Annotated in this window: 13 protein-coding genes; 6 read left to right on the forward strand and 7 right to left on the reverse strand. The window is 72.2% G+C overall.

Annotation, left to right across the window (positions count from 1 at the left end):
* The 6 genes from ACFWV8_RS08510 to ACFWV8_RS08535 all read left to right on the forward strand — a co-directional run.
* Positions 1 to 1,791, forward strand: a 1,791-nt coding sequence (locus ACFWV8_RS08510; RefSeq protein ID WP_384198984.1) for an SDR family NAD(P)-dependent oxidoreductase, incomplete at its 5' end; no start/stop codon positions are given.
* A complete protein-coding gene (locus ACFWV8_RS08515; RefSeq protein ID WP_384198985.1) occupies positions 1,788 to 6,395 on the forward strand; it encodes a beta-ketoacyl synthase N-terminal-like domain-containing protein in 4,608 nt (1,535 codons plus the stop codon). The genes ACFWV8_RS08510 and ACFWV8_RS08515, both read left to right, overlap by 4 nt.
* Positions 6,392 to 6,703: a phosphopantetheine-binding protein gene (locus ACFWV8_RS08520; RefSeq protein WP_329377713.1), complete on the forward strand. Its 312-nt coding sequence runs from the start codon at positions 6,392 to 6,394 to the stop codon at positions 6,701 to 6,703. The genes ACFWV8_RS08515 and ACFWV8_RS08520 overlap by 4 nt, the downstream gene beginning before the upstream one ends.
* 4 nt (positions 6,704 to 6,707) lie before the next feature.
* Positions 6,708 to 7,520, forward strand: a complete 813-nt coding sequence (locus tag ACFWV8_RS08525) for an alpha/beta fold hydrolase (RefSeq protein WP_384198986.1) — start codon at positions 6,708 to 6,710, stop codon at positions 7,518 to 7,520.
* Positions 7,517 to 8,716, forward strand: a complete 1,200-nt coding sequence (locus ACFWV8_RS08530) for a glycosyltransferase (protein WP_384198987.1) — start codon at positions 7,517 to 7,519, stop codon at positions 8,714 to 8,716. The genes ACFWV8_RS08525 and ACFWV8_RS08530 overlap by 4 nt, the downstream gene beginning before the upstream one ends.
* A 31-nt stretch (positions 8,717 to 8,747) precedes the next feature.
* Positions 8,748 to 10,652: an ABC transporter ATP-binding protein gene (locus tag ACFWV8_RS08535; protein ID WP_384198988.1), complete on the forward strand. Its 1,905-nt coding sequence runs from the start codon at positions 8,748 to 8,750 to the stop codon at positions 10,650 to 10,652.
* Between the two features lie 72 nt (positions 10,653 to 10,724).
* Here the strand turns inward: ACFWV8_RS08535 and ACFWV8_RS08540 are convergent, their stop codons facing one another.
* The 7 genes from ACFWV8_RS08540 to ACFWV8_RS08570 form a co-directional block, all read right to left on the reverse strand.
* The gene (locus ACFWV8_RS08540; RefSeq protein WP_384198989.1) at positions 10,725 to 11,561 is read right to left on the reverse strand and encodes an SGNH/GDSL hydrolase family protein; all 837 of its coding nucleotides are present in this window, start codon (positions 11,559 to 11,561) and stop codon (positions 10,725 to 10,727) included.
* Between the two features lie 76 nt (positions 11,562 to 11,637).
* Positions 11,638 to 11,832: a hypothetical protein gene (locus tag ACFWV8_RS08545; protein ID WP_329377723.1), complete on the reverse strand. Its 195-nt coding sequence runs from the start codon at positions 11,830 to 11,832 to the stop codon at positions 11,638 to 11,640.
* A gap of 144 nt (positions 11,833 to 11,976) precedes the next feature.
* Positions 11,977 to 12,834, reverse strand: a complete 858-nt coding sequence (locus ACFWV8_RS08550; protein WP_384198990.1) for a phosphatidylinositol-specific phospholipase C/glycerophosphodiester phosphodiesterase family protein — start codon at positions 12,832 to 12,834, stop codon at positions 11,977 to 11,979.
* 158 nt (positions 12,835 to 12,992) lie between these two features.
* Positions 12,993 to 13,655 (reverse strand): ABC transporter ATP-binding protein, encoded by a 663-nt coding sequence (locus tag ACFWV8_RS08555; protein ID WP_384198991.1) that lies wholly within the window; start codon positions 13,653 to 13,655, stop codon positions 12,993 to 12,995.
* Positions 13,648 to 14,577, reverse strand: a complete 930-nt coding sequence (locus ACFWV8_RS08560; protein ID WP_384199112.1) for an ABC transporter ATP-binding protein — start codon at positions 14,575 to 14,577, stop codon at positions 13,648 to 13,650. Before ACFWV8_RS08560 ends, ACFWV8_RS08555 begins: the two co-directional genes overlap by 8 nt.
* 68 nt (positions 14,578 to 14,645) lie before the next feature.
* The gene (locus tag ACFWV8_RS08565; protein ID WP_384198992.1) at positions 14,646 to 15,548 is read right to left on the reverse strand and encodes an ABC transporter permease; all 903 of its coding nucleotides are present in this window, start codon (positions 15,546 to 15,548) and stop codon (positions 14,646 to 14,648) included.
* Entirely contained in the window at positions 15,541 to 16,506 is a 966-nt protein-coding gene (locus ACFWV8_RS08570) for an ABC transporter permease (RefSeq protein WP_384198993.1), read from the reverse strand. The genes ACFWV8_RS08565 and ACFWV8_RS08570 overlap by 8 nt, the downstream gene beginning before the upstream one ends.
* Positions 16,507 to 16,521: the final 15 nt, after the last annotated feature.

Genomic DNA, 16,521 nt, shown 5'->3' on the forward strand with positions numbered 1-16,521 from the left:
GCCTCCCTGACAGGCCCGGTCTCCGCGACAGACCCGGAGTCGGTGCTCGCCGCCGTCCTGACCGTCGTGGCGGACCGCACCGGCTACCCGGTCGAGATGATCGAGCCCGAGCTCGATCTGGAGGCCGACCTGAGCGTCGACTCGATCAAGCGCGCCGAGATCGCCGGTGAACTCGCCGTACGCCTCGGCCTGCCCCTCGACGCGAGCGGCGAGCTGGACGGTCTCAGCACGGCGCGTACCGCGGCCGGGATCACCGGGCTGCTCGTCGAACGGCTCACCGGCACCCCTGAGGCGCCGGCCGGCGAGGACGCCGCGCCGCAGGCGGATGCGGCCGAGACCACGGCCGAGGCGGAGATCCTGGCGCCGCAGCGGCTGGAGTTCACCGAGCAGCCGCTCCCCGATGTGACCGGCACGATCCCCGCCGGAGCCGCCGTACTGCTCATCGGTGGCGGCGATTTGGCACCGGTCCTGGCCGAGCGACTGCGCGCGGCGGGCGCCTCGCCCACGCTCATACCGGCCGGTGAGCTGCCGACGGCCACCGCCGACGCCGTCGTTCTCCTCGACACGCTCGACGCGGACCTGCCGCCGCTCCCCGACGCCCTGCCGCTCTTCCAGGCTGCCCTCGCGGGCGCGCCGGGCGCGGTCGTCGCAGTCGAGCGCAGGACCGAGGGAGCGGCGAGCGGACTGCGCGGCTTCTTCCGCAGTGTCGCCCGCGAGTACCCGGACCTGAAGGCGACCCTCGTCGAGGTGGCGGCCGACGCGGCCACCGACGCGGTGGCGGACGCCCTCGCCACCGAACTGGCCTCCACCGAACGGGAATCGGTCGTCCTGAACGACGGCGGTAAGCGGCGCGCGCTGCGGCTGACCCCCACCGATCTCGGCGCGCTCGCCGCCACCGGGGCCGGACCCGCCGGTGAGGGACAGGCGGAGGCCGAGGCCGCGGGACTCGACCGTGAGTCGGTCGTGCTGCTGGTCGGCGGCGCGCGCGGAATCACCGCGCGCTTCGCCCGCACGATCGCGTCGGCGAGCCGGTGCCGTATCGAACTCATGGGCAGGACACCGGTACCCGCTCCGACGGAGGACCCGGCCACCGCGGGAGCCGGTGACCGCGAAGGGCTGCGGGCAGCGTTCCTGGCCACCGGTCTGACCTCCCCCGGCGAGGTGGAGCGACTGGTCTCGGCGGTGCTCGCCGAGCGCGAGGTGCGGGCCACGGTCGACGCGCTGCGGGCGCTGGGGAGCGAGGTGCGCTACCACTGCGTGGACGTCCTGGACACGGAGGTCGTACGGGCCACCGTGAAGGACATCTACGCCGAGCACGGCAGGCTCGACGGTGTCGTCTACGCGGCCGGGGTCATCGAGGACAAGCTGCTGGCCGAGAAGTCGGCGGAGTCCTTCGGCCGGGTGTTCTCCACCAAGGTCGACGGCGCCCGTGCCGTGCTCGACGCTGTGGACGTACTGCCCCGCGGCCCGAAGTTCGCCGTGCTGTTCGGCAGCATCGCCGCCGCGCTCGGCAACCGCGGCCAGTGCGACTACGCGGCGGCCAACGACGCGCTGGAGGAGCTGGGCCGCCGCTGGTCGACCGGCGAGCGACGCGGTCTGACCGTGCACTGGGGTCCGTGGGCCGCCGCCGAGACCAACGGCGGCATGGTCACCCCGGCGCTGATGCGCTCGTACGCCGCACGGGGGATCAAGCTCATCGACCCCGATGAGGGGCCGCTGAGCCTGCTGCGTGAACTCGCCTGGGGCGCGCCCCAGGTTCACGCGGCCGTCTACACCGCGTCGGGCTGGTGACTTCCGTGGACTCCCGCACACCGGTCGCCGTCGTCGGCATGGCCGTGTACTTCCCGGGCGCCAACACGCTGGAGAGCTACTGGCACAACATCGTCAACGGCGTCGACTCGATCACCGAGGTGCCCGCGGGCCGCTGGGACGAGGAGTTCTACGCGCCCGGCGGGCCCCCGCGCAGCGACCGGGTGTACTGCCGGCGCGGCGGATTCGTGGACCCGGCGGCCGAGTTCGACATGACGCGGTTCGGCATCATGCCGGCCTCGGTCGCGGGGACGGAGCCGGACCAGCTGATCGCGCTGGACGTGGCGCACCGGTCGATCACCGATGCCGGTGGTGAGCCGGTGCTGCCGGTCGACCGGCAGCGGGTGGGGATCGTGCTCGGCAGGGGCGGCTATCTGACGCCGGGGCTGGTGAGGCTGGATCAACGGGTGCGTACGGCCAACCAGTTGGTGCGCACTCTGCGCGAGCTGGCGCCGGAGCTCGGTGCCGACCGGCTGGAGGAGGTCCGCTCGGCGTTCGCCGGTCAACTCGGCCCCGAACAGCCGGAGTCGGCGATCGGACTGGTGCCGAACCTGGCCGCGTCCAGGGTCGCCAACCGGCTGGACCTGCGCGGTCCCGCGTACACGGTGGACGCCGCCTGCGCCTCGTCGCTGGTGGCTGTCGACCACGCCGTACGCGAACTGGCCGGTGGCCGCTGCGATGTGATGCTCGCGGGCGGGGTGCATCACTGCCACGACATCACGCTGTGGAGCGTGTTCAGCCAGCTCGGCGCGCTGTCGCCGAGTGAGCGGATCCGTCCGCTGCACCAAGGCGCGGACGGTGTGCTCATCGGCGAGGGCACCGGCATCGTGGTGCTGAAGCGGCTGGCCGACGCGGAGCGCGACGGTGACCGGGTGTACGCGGTGGTCTCCGGCACCGGTGTGGCGAGCGACGGCCGGTCGGCCAGTCTGTTCAACCCCGATCCGGGTGGGCAGGTCCGCGCCGTACGGCAGGCGTGGGACGCGGCGGGGCTCGACCCGCGCGCGGCCGACGCGATCGGGCTGCTGGAGGCGCACGGTACGGCGACCCCCGCCGGTGACCGCGCCGAACTGACCACGCTCGCCGAGGTGTTCGGTCCCGCCATTGGGTCCCGTGCGGCGATCGGGTCGGTGAAGTCGATGATCGGTCACACGATGCCGGCGGCCGGTATCGCGGGGCTGATCAAGGCGGCGCTCGCGATCCATCACGGTGTGCTGCCGCCGACGCTGCACTGCGAGGATCCGCATCCGGCGCTGGAGGCGACGCGATTCGCCCCGCTCGCGCGGTCCGCGCCGTGGGAGAGCCCCGCGACCGGCGCACCGAGACGGGCGGGGGTCAACGCCTTCGGTTTCGGTGGCATCAACGCCCATGTCGTGCTGGAACAGGCGGTGTCGGGGGCGGTTTCCGGAGGGCGTACGGCTCGGGCGACGGCCACGGCGGCGGGGATGGGGACAAGAACGAGGACCGTCACCGTCACCGTCACCGAACCGGAGCGGGTGCTGCGGCTCGCGGCACCCGACCGGGCGACGCTCGCCGCGCTGTTGGACGCCGACGACTCGACGGTGCTGGCCGCCGGTCTCGACGAGCGCGCGCCCGCCGCCGGCCCCGTACGGCTGGGCATCGTCGACCCGACGGCGCGCCGGCTGAAGCTGGCCCGGAAGGCGGTCACGAAGGGCGCCGCCTGGCGTGGGCGCAGCGACGTGTGGTTCAGCCCGCGTCCGCTGCTCGGGCCGGGCGGTGGCACGACCGCGTTCGTCTTCCCCGGACTCGAAGCGGAGTTCGAGGCCCAAGTGGACTCGCTGGCCGAGCGGTTCGGGCTGACGTGGTCGCCGGGGCACGACGCCAGGGTCGGTGACGTGGGACGGCACGGCGCGGCGGTCTTCCAGCTCGGGCGGCTGCTCGACACGGCGCTGCGCAGGCTGTCCGTTGTGCCGGACGCGGTCGCCGGGCACAGCGTCGGCGAGTGGACGGCCATGGCCTGCGGCGGGATTCACGCCGCCGACGAGGTCGACACGTTCCTCGCGGGCTTCGACCCTGACGCGCTGCGCGTGCCCGGCGCGGCGTTCGCCGTGCTCGGGATGCCCGCCGACCGGGTGCTCGATGAACTGGCGGGCCGGGACGACGTCGTGCTGTCGCACGACAACGCGCCGAACCAGTCCATGATCTGCGGCCCGGAGGAGGCCGTCGGCGAACTCGTCCACCGTTTCCGGACGCGGGGCGTGATCGGGCAGGTGCTGCCGTTCCGGTCGGGATTCCACACGCCGATGCTCGCCCCGTATCTCGATCCGATCAGACGTGCCGCCGAGACCTACACGCTGCACCCGCAGTCAACTCCGGTCTGGTCGGCGACGACCGCCGCCCGCTATCCCCACGATCCTTCGGCGGTACGGGAGTTGTTCGTCCGGCATCTGCTCGAACCGGTGCGGTTCCGGCAGTTGATCACCACGATGCACAACGCGGGACACCGTGCCTTCATCCAGCTCGGCGCCGGTCAGCTCGGTTCGCTGATCGACGACACCCTGGCGGGCAAGGACCGGCTGGTCGTGTCGGCGCACTCCTCGGCACGGGACAGTCTGGCGCAGCTGCGCCGGGTCGTGACCGCGCTGTGGGTGGAGGGCGCGGCGCCGGACGCCGGTCCGCTGCTCGGGTCCGCGCCGGTCGCGGCTGCCGCGGCTGCCGCGACGGGCACGCGCGGCGCGCGGCGCGGCGTACGGCTCGATCTCGGCGGGGCGCTGGTGTCCCTGCCGGAGCAGGCCAGGAAGCTCCTCGCCGACAGCATCGGCCATCCCCCGGCCGGGCGGCCCGTCGGGGACGGCAACGCGCTCGACCGGCTGGCGGCCCTCGGCCGGAGCGGTGCCGGGTTCCCGGTCGCCGCCGAGTTGTCGGCGCTGATCAACGACACGGCGGTCGTCGCGGACGAACTGATCTCGGCTCGGGCCGCGCACCGGTCGACGGCTCCGGCGACCACGGCCACGGCCACAGCCACCCCGCCCGTTCTCGCGCCACCACCGGAGCCCCAGCCCGTCCCCTCCGTCCCGGCCGTTCCCGCCGCGCTGCGCGTGGACGTCGCCGAAATGCCCTACCTCCTCGACCACTGCTTCTTCCGGCAGCGCCCCGGCTGGCCCGACGATGCCGACCGCTGGCCGATCGTCCCGGCCACCACCGTCATCGGCCATCTCATGGAGATCGCCGAACGCGTCGTACCCGGCGCGCGGGCGGTCGCGGTCCACGACGTACGCCTGCTGAAGTGGATCGAGGCGCTGCCGGCCGTCGATGTGCCGGTGGAGGTACGGCAGTTGGCACCGGACCGGGTCGAGGTAAGCCTCACCGGCTACTCGCGCGCGCTGGTCGAACTCGCGCCCGCCCACCCCGAACCGCCCGCGCCGTGGCCCGTCGACACCGCCGCCGAACGGGTCCCCGGGCTGCGTGCCGAGCAGCTCTACGACGAGCGCTGGATGTTCCACGGCCCGCGTTTCCAGGGCGTCAGCGAGCTGACGGCCATCGGCGACCGGTGGGTACGCGGGGTCCTGACCACCCCTGAGGCGCCCGGCGCGCTGCTGGACAACGTCGGCCAGCTGCTCGGCTACTGGATCATGGCGACGCTCACCGAACGGACCACCGTGTTCCCGGTGCGTATGGAGGGCATCCGCTTCCATGGTCCGCATCCACGGCCGGGCGAGCGCCTGACCTGTCTGATCCGTGTCACCGAGGTCACCGACCTCACGCTCACCGCCGACATGCAGCTGATCGGTCCCAACGGCCTTGTCTGGGCGGAGTTCACCGGCTGGCAGGACCGGCGTTTCGACACCGACCCCAACATCCGCGCGGTGGACCGCTTCCCGGGCGAGAACACGCTGTCCACGGCGCGGCCGGGCGGCTGGTCGATCGTCCACGAGCGCTGGCCCGACCTGGCGACGCGTGAGCTGATCATGCGCAACATGCTCGGCGGCGCCGAACGGGCCCGTTACGACGAGCTGCCTCCGGTGCGCAGGCGCCAGTGGCTCCTTGGACGTATCGCGGCCAAGGACGCGGTGCGCCGGCTGCTGTGGCAGGAGGGCGCGGGCGAGATCTACCCGGCCGAGATCGCCGTACGCAACGACGAGTCGGGGCGCCCGCTCGTCGAGGGCGTGCACGGACGCGCGCTCGGCGAGCTGACGGTCTCGATCGCGCACCGCCGTGAGACGGGGGTGGCGGTCGCGGCACGCGGCGGCTGCGGTATCGACATCGAGGAGGTCACCGACCGGCCGCGCGCCACGGTCGAGACCTCGTGCGACAGAGCCGAACTCGCCCTGCTCGACGCGCTGGTGGCGCGGTCGCCGGGCAGCGGCGCGCTGTGGTTCACCCGTTTCTGGACCGCCAAGGAAGCCGTCGCGAAGGCGCGCGGCACCGGTCTGCGTGGCCGCCCCGCCGAGTACCGCGTGGTGGCCGCCGACGAGAACCGCGTCCGTGTGGTGACCGGGGAACGGCGCTACGAGGTGCGCCTGGAAGAGACGGCCGCTCCGCCGGGGCTGCCGGAGCGGCAGTACGTCGTCGCCTGGACGACGACAGAGAACGACGACCGGAAAGATCAGACAGGAGATTCGGAATGACCACCGAAATCGACGCGACCGTGGCGGCGGCCGTGGAGCGGGACATCACCGCGATGCTGCGGACCATGCTGGAGGAAGACGGTCTCGACGACGCCGAGATCACCCGGGGGACCACCTTCCACGACGATCTGGAACTGGAGAGCATCGATCTGGTGACGCTGGCCGGTTCGCTGCGCGAGCACTACGGCGACCAGGTCAATCTCGCCCTGTTCATCGCCGATCTCGAACTCCACGAGATCATCGCGCTCACGGTCGGTGAGCTGGTCGACTATGTCGCCGCCTCCCTGCACCGCGCCGGGCAGGTCTGATCCGATGGCGAAGATACGCACTGGGGAGATCACGACCCATGTCCAGCGGCTGCCTGCGGCGAACCCGCCCGCCGACGGGGGCGAACCGCCGGTCGTGGTGTTCGTCCACGGTCTGCTCACGGACAGCCTGGCCAGCTACTACTTCACCCTGGGCCCGGCGTTCGCGGCGGCGGGCATCGACGTGATCATGTACGACCTGCGGGGCCACGGCCGCAGCGACCGCCCGCCCACGGGGTACCGGCTCGAATCGTTCGTCGGCGATCTCGTGGGTGTGCTCGACGCGCTCGGCGAGACCCGCAGGGTCCATGTGGTCGGCAACTCCTTCGGGGGCACGATCGCGACCGCGTTCGCCGCCTGGCACCCCGACCGGGTCGCGACCGTCACCATGATCGAGTCCGAGCCTCCGGTGGCCGAGTGGACCCGCCACATGGCCGACGGGCTGGCGGACGCCAAGAACCAGCTCGCCCGCGAGGAGGTCATCGGCTGGATCTCGGCGAACCACGGCGCGCACACCGCCCGGCTCTCCCGGGGTGCGAGCCGCATCCTGGCCGCGACCACTCTGGCCGATGACATCCCGGCCGGTCGTGTCATCGACGACAGCCTCGACGCGCTCGAAGGCTGCCCGCTGTTCGCGATCTTCGGCGACGAGTCGGGGCTGAGCGCCCAAGTTCCGGGACTGGAAGCCTCGTTGGCCTCGTGCCGCACGGTGGTCCTCGCGGACCAGGGCCATTCGGTGCTGGTCGAGCGCACCGAGGAGACGCAGGACCTGATCCTTCGCTGGGTGTGGGAGCACACCCTGGCAGAGGCGGTGCGGTGACCCGGTTTCTCCTCGTCGCCCCCCCTCTGGTCGGGCACACCAACCCGCCGGCCGCCGTCGCCGGCGAACTGACCGGCCGGGGCCATGAGGTGGCGTGGGCCGGCTACGGCGACCAGATCCGCGCGCTCGCGGGGCCCGGGGCCCGGGTGTTCGAGTGCGCCATGCCGGACAACGGGCTGAGCCGCCCGCCCGGTCTGGCGGGGCCGGCCGCCTTCCAGCACCTGTGGGAGAAGTTCTTCGTCCCGCTCGCCGATCTGATGGCGCCGGGTGTCGAAGCGGCGATCGACGCGTTCCGTCCCGACGCCGTGTTCACCGACCAGCACGCCGTCGCGGGCGCGCTGGTCGCCGAGCGGCGCGGGGTCGTGCATGTCACGTCCGCGAGCACGTCGGCCGAACTCGTCGACCCGCTGGCGGAGTTGCCCAAGGTGGGTGCCTGGCTGGCCGAACTGCTCGGCGGTCTGCGGGCACGGATCGGTGATCCCTCCGGGCACGGCGATCCGCGTTTCTCGCGGCACGGCGTGATCGCCTTCACAGGGCGTGAGTTGGTCGGCGACAAGGCGCTGCCGAGCGAGAACGTCCATCTGGTCGGCCCCGCCGTGGCACCGCGCGCCGGGAGTTCGGACTTTCCGTGGGAACTCCTGGACCCGGCACGCCGGTTGGTCCTGGTCTCGCTCGGCACGGCCAACGCGGACACCGGAGGCCGTTTCCTCACCGAGGCGGTGACCGCGCTCGACGCGCTCGGGGACCGGGTGCAGGGGGTCGTGGTCGATCCCGGCCGCACCCTCGGAGCCGTACCGCCCGGGGTGATCGTGCGCCCGCATGTGCCCCAACTCGGCCTGCTGGCACGGGCCGACGCCGTCGTCTGCCACGCCGGCCACAACACGGTGTGCGAGTCGCTGTGGCACGGCCTTCCGCTGGTGCTCGCGCCGATCCGGGACGATCAGCCCATCGTCGCGGGACAGGTGGTCGACGCCGGTGCCGGTGTGCGGGTCCGGTTCCGCCGCGTGGACGCCGCCCGGCTCGGCGCTGCGATCGAAACCGTGCTGGACGACACGGGCGGCCACCGCACGGCCGCCGAGTCCATCGGCCGGTCGCTGCGCGCGGCCGGTGGCCGGTCCGCCGCCGCCGACCATCTGGAACGGATCGCGGCACGGCATGCCCCCGTCCCCGCGTCCGGCCGACCCCCGCTTCGCTGACCTCTCCCCGACCGCTACCACGGGACCCCCCATGACTTCGGCTGACGCTCCCCCCAACCCCCGCACCGCACCACCACCCGCTCCATCACATGCGACTGACGACCGGCCGGATACGGCTCCGCTGCGCGTCCTGCTCGGTTACGCCAGGCCGCACCGTCTCGTCCTGTTCGCCTCGCTGCTGCTGCTCCTGGCGGCGAGCGGGGCCGGTCTCGTACAGCCGCTGGTGGCGCAATATGTGCTGGACGGGCTCGGTGCCGGCACGGGCGTCATGGGACCCGTACTGCTCCTGGCCGCCCTCGTCGTCGTGGGGGCTGTGCTCACCGGACTCCAGTCGTGGTGGCAGCAGCGCACCTCGGAGCGGGTGGTGCGGCAGATCCGGCGGGATCTGGTGTTCCGGCTGATCCGGCTGCGGGTGCCGGAACTCGACCGAAGGGCGCCGGGCGATCTCATCTCCCGCGTCACGTCCGACAGCACCCTCGTCCAGAACGCCGCGACCGAGGGCCTGGTGATGGTCGCCAACGGGGTGCTCAGCATCCTGGGGGCCATGGTCCTGATGGGGCTGGTGCATCTGGGACTGCTCGGGGTGACCGTGGCGGTGCTGCTCGGCGTCACGCTGGTGATGGTGCTCATCCTGCCCCGGATCCGTGAGGCGGTCGCCCGCTCGCAGGAGTCGATCGGCTCCGTCGGCGCTGCCCTCGACCGGGCGCTGGGCGCGGCCAGGACGGTGAAGGCCAACGGTGCCGAGGGCCGGGAGACGGCCCTCGCGGACCAGGCTGTCGACGGCGCCTACCGCGCGGGGCTGGTCGGCGCCCGGTACGTGGCGATGGTGAAGGTGCTGTCCGGCGTCTCCATCCAGGCCGCGTTCCTCGCGGTGCTCGGGGTGGGCGGCGCGCTGGTCGCCTCGGGCGGTCTTGAGGCGTCGGCGCTGATCGCTTTCCTGCTGTACGTGTTCTACCTGGCGAGCCCGATCGGCTCGCTCGTCGCGGGGCTGGGAATGCTCCAGCAGGGGCTCGGCGCCGTGGGGCGTATCGAGCAGGTCGGGCGGATGCCGATCGAGGACGACGTCGACGGCGCGGGCGCTGGGGTCAACGGGCTTGCGAGCAAGGGCCGTTGGGAGGGGACGGACGCACCGGCGGTCGAGTTCCGGGACGTGCACTTCGCCTACCCGGACCGGTCCCCCGCGCTGCGGGGGATCTCCTTCACAGTGCGCGGCGGCACGCAGAGCGCCCTGGTGGGTCTCTCGGGTGCGGGAAAGACCACGATGTTCGCGCTGCTCCAGCGGTTCTACGAGCCGGTGGCCGGCCGCGTCCTGATCGGCGGCGTGGACATTTCCACCCTGCCCCGCGCCGAGGTGCGGCGCCGGATCGCCTATGTCGAGCAGGAGTCGCCCGTCATGGCGGGCACGATCGAGGACAACCTCACGTACGCGGCGTCGGACGTGTCGGACGAGGAGGTCGCCGAGGTCCTGCGGCTGACGCGGCTCGACTCGCTGATCGAGCGGCTGCCGGACGGACTCCGTACGGAGGTCGGCACACGGGGTCTCGCGCTGTCGGGAGGTGAGCGGCAGCGGCTGGCCATCGCGCGCGCTCTGCTGCGTGGTCCCGAGGTGCTGCTGCTCGACGAGGCGACGGCGCAGCTCGACGCGAACAACGAGCGGGCGCTGCGCGAGGCGGTCGAGCAGGCGGCGCGGCGCTGCACCGTGCTGCTGATCGCGCACCGGCTCTCCACGGTGACGCAGGCGGATCAGATCGTGGTGCTGGAACACGGCCGGGTACGGGGCACGGGGACGCACCGGGAACTGGTCGAGGGCGACGTGCTGTACCGCGAACTGGCCGCCTCCCAGATGCTGGTCGGCGACGAAGGCGACGGAGACGGCGGAGAGGGCACGGCCGGTGTCGGCGGACCCGCCGGGGAGCCGGTGCCGGTGAACCGGTGAAAAGCGATGGGGGCATTCCGCTCGTTCGCGGAATGCCCTCACCCGATCTCAGTTTTCGATGAATTCGGCCCGTCAGCCCGTAATGGAATTCAGGGCTGCCAGATAACCGTCCCTGTGGCCTTCCACATTCGGGTGGTAGGACTCATTGATCTTGTCCCATTCCAGGCTCGTCACCCATTCCGTGCCACCCGAGCAGAGGGCATGCGGGTCGAACGCGGGACGGGGGTCCAGGAAGGTGAATCCGGCCTCCGCCGCGCGGCTCGCCATGATGTCGTTCAGCACGTCGGCCGCTGAATTCATGGCCGAACGCTCCGCGTCGCTCAGACCGAAGATCCCGCAGGAACCGCCGATCTTGTAGAGCCGCGGGTAACCCACGACGACGACCTTGGCCGACGGCGCGGCGGCCCGCACCGCGCCGTAGGTCTGGGCGAGCGCGGGGGACAGCGCACCGGTGGCGGCCTGCTTGGCGAGCTCGACGCCGTTGATGCAGTCCTGGTCGTCGATGGTGAGGATGCAGTTCGTCAGGACATCGACGAAACCGACGTCGTTGCCTCCGACCTGCACCGTCACCAGGGTGGTGTCCGCGGTCAGCTGCGGTATCTGGGTGCTGACGACGTCGGTCGTGGTCGCGCCGGAGCACGAGGCCTCGACGAAACCGACGGAGGGGTGCTGGGCGGCCCAGAGCCGGGGGTAGGTCAGCGGACCGCGCCGGCACGGGTCGTCGGGATTGTCGTAGGTACGCGTACCGGGGGCGACCGCGTAGGAGTCGCCGATGGCCACGTACTTACCGTCCGCCTTCGGTGCCGCGGTCGCTGTGGGGGCGACCGTCGCGGCTACGACCATTGCCAGAACAGCGGCGATGAGTGGTCTTTTTGAGCGCACGAAAGTTTCTCCGATGAGTGGGGTCATGGACTCCTATATAAATAGCACCACTTGATGCCCCGCGGTATACCGGTCCATAAAATATCTGATGGCAATTCATGGACTACGGCTGGAGACTGCTCACCACGTTCGCTGTGGAGTCGATACCGTCCTGGATGGTCGGTGCCATGCTGGTGCCCGCGAGGAAGAAGCCGAGCAGTACGCAGATGATCGCGTGCCCCAGCTTGAGTCCGCTGTTGCGGACGAAGAGAACGGTGAGCACCAGCAGCAGTAGCACCAGTGAGATCGAAATGGCCATCGCCAACCTCCTCCGCCGCGCCGGAATTGCGGCATTCGGCCGTCAGTCTGGCGGAGCGGAGGGGCTGTTCGAGCAACTGGCGTGTAGGCCGTACGGGTTGACTACCGGTCGACTTGCCGGTCGGCCGGGGAACGGCCGCCCGGCCTACCGGTCGTTCTTGGCGAGGAAGCTTTCCAGGCCCGCGAGGTCGTCGGTGTTGATGTGGTCGACGCCCGCGTCGAGCAGCTCGGTCCAGACCGCTTCGCGGGCGGGCCCGGCGACCTCGGGAGTCGCCCAGAACCGGACCCGCTGGCCACGGCGGTGGGCGGTCTGGACGATGCGGTGCAGTTCGGTCCGTTCGGCGGCGGGGAAGGCGCCGACTCCGAGCCAGGTGAAGCTCGTTGTCCAGTTGCTGCTGATGAGCGGGATGAACGAGGCGCGCGCCGTGCTGCCGAGGTCTTCGAGCCGGCCGTCGTAGAAGGCGTAACGGGTCCGCTGCGCCTCCATCGGGACGCGGGCGGCGCGGTCGCCGGAAATCACCGGGGTGACGGCTCCGGGCCGTACCCCGCCGTGCGAGAAGGTGCTCAGCATGGAGCGGTAGGGGCGCAGTTGGTTGTGCAGCTCCAGATAGGCGGCGGCGCCGTCCGTCTTGATGTCGATGAGCAGCTGCACGGGCCTGCGGTAACCCCGGTACACGGCGCCGCCGTTGGCCCTGACGCGGTCGCGCAGCGGGTCGAGGTAGAGCGAGCGGAGCGTGCGTGTGGGGTCGAGCGTCTCGGGCTCGTGGGCGACCAGCAGTTCGCCGCCGACCAGGAAGACATCGGCCTCGACGCTGGTGAAGCCGTGCGACAGCGCGTCGTGGAGGGGGCGTTCGTGCAGATAGTCGTTGTGCGCGTGGGCGCGGCGCAGCGGCCGGGGGCCGTTGCCGTGCCCCGCCGCCTGCGCGTACGAGGGGACGGCGACTGCTCCGGCGAACGCGGCGGCGAAGGTGGTCACCGCTCTGCGTCGGGTCGTGAGGGCCATGGATGCCTCCGAGATCTGTGGGGCGGGGACGGGGCCCTCTCCGTTCGATCAGCGCGGGCCCGGTAAGTTCGACCGGACAGGACCAAGCCGAGTATCCGCCGTGACCTGCCTCAAAGGGCAGGGGCTCACGAAGAGTTCGGCCACCCGACGGCTGTGATTCAGACGGTCCCGGCGATCTCCGGCCAGCGCACCGTACGGTCGCACCAGCGCTCCAGCAGTACCCGGTCGTGGCCCACGGCCAGCAGTCCGGCGCCCTCCGCGTGCCGGTACTCCTCGACCACCGTCACCAGCGCTGCCGTGGTCGACGCGTCGAGCATCGCGGTCATCTCGTCGCAGACGAGCCAGCGCGGGCTCAGCACCAGCGCGCGTGCGAGACAGGCGCGTTGGAGCTGGCCGTCGCTGACCTCGTGCGGCCTGCGGCCGAGCAGGTCGTCCGTGAGACCGACGGTCCGAGCCAACTCGCCGACACGGCCCGCCACTTCGCCGCGCCGGCCGTTGGCGCGCAGCGGCTCGGCGATCAGATCAGCCAGCCGGAGCCGGGGATCGGCCGCCAGCCGGGGCTGCTGGAAGACCATCCCGATCGCCGTGCGCCGTGCCTTCGGGGCGCGGTGGCGCCAGCCGGTGACCCGTTCGCCGTCGATGGTGACGGTCCCCGCGTCGGGCCGGTGCAGGAGCGCCGCGACCCGGGCGAGGGTGGACTTACCGCAGCCGCTGGGGCCGAGGAGCCCCACCGACTCGCCGGGGGCCACGGTGACGGACGCGCCCTTGAAGACGGGGGCGCCGGGCTCGTAACCGGCGGTGATATCGAGGAGTTCAAGCATCGACGCGCTCCTCGGCGTGATGGCAGGCGACGGACGAGCCGGGCCCCGGTGTCAGGGCGGGCGGCGTGGCGCAGATGCCGGTGGCGCGCGGGCAGCGGGCGGCGAAGGCGCAGCCGTCGGGGAGGTCGCCCAGTTCCGGCGGCATTCCGGGGATGGGCGTGAACCCCCGCTCGGGCAGGGCGTCGAGGAGCCCGCGCGCGTACGGGTGGCGTGGCCCGTCGCCGCCGAAGAAGCTTCCCGCGTCGGCGAGTTCGACGATGCGGCCCGCGTACATGACGGCGACCCGGTCGGCGATCCGCTGGGCCGCCGCCAGATCATGGGTGATCAACAGCAGGGCGCGGCCGTCGTCGGTGTGGCGTCGCAGTTCGTCGGCCGTACGGTCGACCAGCTCGCGGTCGAGTCCGGTGGTCGGTTCGTCGGCCAGCAGCAGCGGGGCGTCTCCGATCAGCGCGAGGGCGGTCGCGGCGCGCTGCGCGAGACCACCGGAGAGTTCGTGCGGATAGCGGTCGAGATGGCCGGCGGGGTAGGCCGCGCGTTCGGCCGCCGCCTCGACCGCCTTCGCGAGCGCCGGTCCCCGGGCACCCCGCAACTCGCGTACCACCTCCGCCAGTTGGGAGCGCACGGTGCGTACGGGGGTGAGGTGCGCCGCCGGGCTCTGCGGTACGAGACCGACGCGCCGGCCCCGTACGGTGCGGGCCAGGGTGCGCTCGTCGGCGGCGAGCAGGTCGACAGCCCCGGCCGGCCCATGCGCCGCCAACAAGGCGGACCCGGTGGTCCGGGCGTTGCCCGGCAGCAGCCCGAGCAGCGCCGACGCCAGCACCGACTTGCCGCAGCCGCTCTCGCCGACGAGCGCCAGGCACTCCCCCGCGGCCAGGTCGAAGGTGGCGTCGGTGACGGCCGCGATGTGCCGTCCGCCGCGCATCCGGAAGCGGACGCCGAGGCCGCGCACCGACAGCACGGGCGGAGTGACCGGCGAGGACTCGGGCGTGGTCACAGCATCAGCTCCGATCGGCGGCGCGGATTGATCCGTTCCCGCCACACCCCGGCGAGCCCGGCGATGGCGAGCGTGGGGACGATCAGGAACAGTCCGGGGAACAGCGTCGGCCACCAGTCGCCCGCCAGCAGCGAACCGCGCGCCGTCTGCACCAGATTGCCGAGACTCGCCTGGTGGCTGGGCAGGCCGAGACCGAGGAAGGAGAGCGCCGACTCGTGCCACATGGCGTGCGGCACCATCAGTACGGCGGCGAGCCCCGCCTGCGGCAGAACCCCCGGCAGCAGATGGCGCACCGTGATCCGCCACCGCGACGAGCCGCCGGAGACCGCTGCGTCCACGTACGGGCGCGAGCGCAGCGACAGGACCTCGGAGCGGACGATCCGGGCGGTGGAGAGCCAGTGCGTCAGCGCGACCGACACGATCACCGGCCAGACGCCGGGCCGGAACATCGCGACGATGAAGATGCCGAGGAGCAGATGCGGCACCGACGAGAAGGTGTCGACGAGCCGCATGACGATCCGGTCGGTCCAGCCGCCGAAGGCCGCGGCGGCGGCGCCCACGGCCGTGCCGATGACGGTGGCCACGAGGGCGGCGACCAGTCCGACGAGGAGCGAGACGCGGAGCCCGTAGACACAGCGCAGGAGCAGATCGCGGCCGACGTCATCGGTGCCGAACGGGTGGGCGAGGGAGGGTGGTTGGAGTTTGAGCGCGAGATCGACCGCCTGCTGGTCGAGTTGGACGACCGGCGGGACGACCAGGACTGCCAGCGCCACGGCGGCAACGATGACGGCCGAGGTGACGGCACGGATCGTCCGGGTCGAGCGGCGGCTGCGTCCGCGTGAGCGCCGGCGCACATCGCCCGCCGCCTTCGGTGCGGTCGGCCGCTCGGTGTCAGCCATCGAAGCCCACCCTCGGGTCGGCGAGTCCGTACAGCAGGTCGGAGAGGAGATTGCCGAGGAGTACGGCCGCCGTGGCGAGCACGGTGAGCGCTGCCAGCAGCGGGAAGTCCACGGAGGTCGCCGCCTCGACGGTGGCGGCCGCGATCCCCGGCCAGCTGAAGACCGTCTCGATCAGGAGCGCGCCGGTGATGAGTTCGGGGACACGCGAGCCGATGAGGGTGAGCATCGGCAGCATCCCGGAGCGCCACGCGTGCCCGAGCAGCACGGTCCGCTCGCCCAGTCCCCTGGCGCGCGCCCCGCGTACGGGATCCTCCGCCAGCGCGTCCGCGACCCCCTGCCGTACGTAGAGGTAGAACCAGGGCATCTGCGAGACACCGAGAACGGCCGCGGGCAGCACCAGATGCGAGGTGACCTGGCCGAAGGTGACGAGGTCGCTCCCCGAGTCGGTGAGACCACCGGCCGGCAGGACGTCGAGCCGCAGCGCGAAGAACCAGATGGCGAGCAGCCCGAGCCAGAACACCGGCGCGGCTTCGAGGGTGTACGCGGCCGTGCTGACGCAGCGGTCCAGGAGGCCGCCGGGGCGGCGGGCGGCGGCCACGCCCAGCGCCGTACCGAGCAGGATCGCGATGAGAAACGCGGTGGTGGCCAGGAGCACGGACCAGCCGAGGCGTTCGGTGATCACCTCGGCGACGGGCCGGCGCATGACGCTGGAGTCGCCGAGGTCGCCGGTGACGGCCGACGTCAGCCACCCCCACCAGCGCGGGACGAGGGCCTGGTCCACGCCGAGGTTGGCGCGCAGTTGGTCGAGGGTCTCCTGCGAGGCGGTGAGACCGGCGGTGCCGGCGTACGCCTTGACGGGATCGAAAGGGGAGGCGGCGGCGACGGCGAAGACGCCGAAGGTGACGACCAGCAGGACCGGGGCGGCGAACAGCAGCCGCCGCCCCGTCATCCGGGCCATCGCCCCCCACGGGAG

Origin of the sequence: Streptomyces sp. NPDC058665, from assembly GCF_042714995.1 — a bacterium.
Classification (GTDB): domain Bacteria; phylum Actinomycetota; class Actinomycetes; order Streptomycetales; family Streptomycetaceae; genus Streptomyces.

What these genes read in the sequence shown, in the direction of transcription:
- ACFWV8_RS08525 (WP_384198986.1), top strand. Translation starts at nt 6,708, where the DNA reads ATGGCGAAGATACGCACTGGGGAGATCACGACCCATGTCCAGCGGCTG.
- ACFWV8_RS08560 (WP_384199112.1), bottom strand. Translation starts at nt 14,577, where the DNA reads ATGCGCGGCGGACGGCACATCGCGGCCGTCACCGACGCCACCTTCGAC.
- ACFWV8_RS08565 (WP_384198992.1), bottom strand. Translation starts at nt 15,548, where the DNA reads ATGGCTGACACCGAGCGGCCGACCGCACCGAAGGCGGCGGGCGATGTG.
- ACFWV8_RS08540 (WP_384198989.1), bottom strand. Translation starts at nt 11,561, where the DNA reads ATGACCCCACTCATCGGAGAAACTTTCGTGCGCTCAAAAAGACCACTC.
- ACFWV8_RS08555 (WP_384198991.1), bottom strand. Translation starts at nt 13,655, where the DNA reads ATGCTTGAACTCCTCGATATCACCGCCGGTTACGAGCCCGGCGCCCCC.
- ACFWV8_RS08570 (WP_384198993.1), bottom strand. Translation starts at nt 16,506, where the DNA reads ATGGCCCGGATGACGGGGCGGCGGCTGCTGTTCGCCGCCCCGGTCCTG.
- ACFWV8_RS08535 (WP_384198988.1), top strand. Translation starts at nt 8,748, where the DNA reads ATGACTTCGGCTGACGCTCCCCCCAACCCCCGCACCGCACCACCACCC.
- ACFWV8_RS08520 (WP_329377713.1), top strand. Translation starts at nt 6,392, where the DNA reads ATGACCACCGAAATCGACGCGACCGTGGCGGCGGCCGTGGAGCGGGAC.
- ACFWV8_RS08545 (WP_329377723.1), bottom strand. Translation starts at nt 11,832, where the DNA reads ATGGCCATTTCGATCTCACTGGTGCTACTGCTGCTGGTGCTCACCGTT.
- ACFWV8_RS08550 (WP_384198990.1), bottom strand. Translation starts at nt 12,834, where the DNA reads ATGGCCCTCACGACCCGACGCAGAGCGGTGACCACCTTCGCCGCCGCG.